This is a genomic window from Streptococcus sp. HMSC074B11 (genome assembly GCF_001808705.1).
In the GTDB taxonomy this organism is placed as follows: Bacteria; Bacillota; Bacilli; order Lactobacillales; family Streptococcaceae; genus Streptococcus.
In genome coordinates this window covers 1-2153 of sequence record NZ_KV794273.1, presented here as the reverse complement: position 1 = coordinate 2153, position 2153 = coordinate 1, and the positions used below count along the sequence as shown (strand labels likewise).

Genomic DNA, 2153 nt, shown 5'->3' with positions numbered 1-2153 from the left:
CAAATATCGACTACGATTCAATGAATGCAGAAGTGACCGTAACAGTTACGAAAGATGCTTCAACTGGCCTCCTGAATGCAGCAGTTACAATGCCGGATGATACTGAGTTCAATAACTACCATGTAGCTCCAGTCGTTGCAAGATTTGACTTTACTAAGAAATTAGCAGGTCGTGAACTTAAAGATGGCGAATTTAGCTTTGTTCTTAAAGATTCAACTGGTCAAACTCTTGAAACAGTAACAAATAAAGCTGACGGAACTGTAACATTCTCTGAATTATCATTTGATAATACTAAAGTTGGAACTCATACTTATACAGTAGAAGAAGTTATCCCATCTACTAAAGAGCTTGGTATGACTTATGATACTATGAAAGCAACAGTCACAGTCGAAGTTGCTAAGAATGGTCACACCTTGACTACTGTAACAAACGTAACATCAACTGGCGGTGTCAATGCTGATGGAACATCAACTGAAGGAACTGATGATAAAGAATTCAACAACAAGATCACTCCTCCTGAAACACCTGAATTCCAACCTGAAAAATTTGTTCTTAATAAAGAGAAATTTGACATTACAGGAACAAAACTTGTAGACGATGATGATGAATTGACTGATGAGTACACTGCTACAAATGCTAACCCATACGCAGATGGAACTTCAAACAACGAAGCAGAAAACATCAATACCAAGACTGTTGAACGTGGTGATAAACTAGTTTACCAAGTATGGTTGGATACGAAAAACTTCACTGATAAAAATAACATCCAATCTGTTGGAATCTCTGATACCTATGATGCAGAAAAATTAACTGTTAATGCTGCTGATATTAAAGCTTATGACAGTGAAAGTGGAGATGACGTAACTGATAAGTTTGACATCAAAGTTGAAAATGGTGTCATTACAGCAACATCTAAGACTTCTGTAAACAAATCATTGGGTGATGCGGATAATACACAAGTTATCGATACAACTAAATTTGCATTTGGTCGCTACTATAAATTCGATATTCCAGCGACAGTGAAAGCTGACGTTGCAGGTGGAGTGGACATCGAAAATAAAGCCAACCAAATTGTTCATGTTTATAATCCAGTAAATAAATCTGTTGAAAAACCGGAAAAACCAACTCAAAAACGTGTGAACAGCGTACCAATCACTGCAGAATTCAACTTCACAAAACGTTTGGAAGGTCGTGCGCTTAAAGCTGGCGAATTTACATTTGAGTTGAAAGACAGCGACAATGTTGTGATTGCGACTGCAACCAACGATGCAGATGGTAAGATTAAATTCTCTCCAGTAGAGTACACAAATAAAGCTGGTGAAAAAGTCACGGCTCTTAAATACAAGAAGGGTCAAGAAGGTACTTACACTTACTCTGTAACAGAGGTGAAAGGTACAGACGCAACTGTCACTTACGATACTATGAAGGCAGAAGTAACTGTAACAGTATCACACGACGGTACAGCGAAAGCATTGATCGCTAACGTAACTGAACCAGCTGACAAAGAGTTCAACAATACAGTAACTCCTCCAACAGAACCTAAGTTCCAACCAGAGAAGTATGTATTGAATACAGCGAAATACTCAATCACTGATAACAAACTTCTTGATGATGATTCTGAGTTGACTGATAAATATGGTGAAACAAATACTGATCCATATGTTGATGGAACTTCAAACAACGAAGCAGAAAACATCAATACCAAGACTGTTAATCGCGGAGATAAGATCTACTACCAAGTATGGTTGGATACAACTAAATTCTCAGCAACTAACAAAGAAAATGTTCAATCTGTAGGAATCACTGATGACTTCGATGAAACAAAAGTTGATGTAGATTCTACTAAGATCAAAGCTTACGACTCAGTAACTGGTGACGATGTAACAAGCAAATTCGATATCGCTGTGAACAATGGTGTGATTACTGCAACACTTAAAGCTGGCTTCACGAAGTCACTTGGCGATGCAGAAAACACTCAAGTGATCGATACAACTAAATTCGAGTTTGGTCGCTACTATAAATTCGAAATCCCAGCAACTGTTAAAGCTGACGTTGCAGGTGGTGTAGATATCGAAAATACTGCGGCTCAAGTAGTGAACTACTACAACCCAGTAAGCAAGACTGTTGAAAAACCAAGCAAACCAACTGAAAAA

General features: G+C 37.9%; 1 protein-coding gene. It reads left to right on the top strand.

Features of this window, described 5'->3' with window-relative positions; genetic code table 11:
• The coding region (locus tag HMPREF2619_RS05025; RefSeq protein WP_315940621.1) for an SspB-related isopeptide-forming adhesin at positions 1 to 2153 on the top strand (2153 nt) is incomplete at both ends.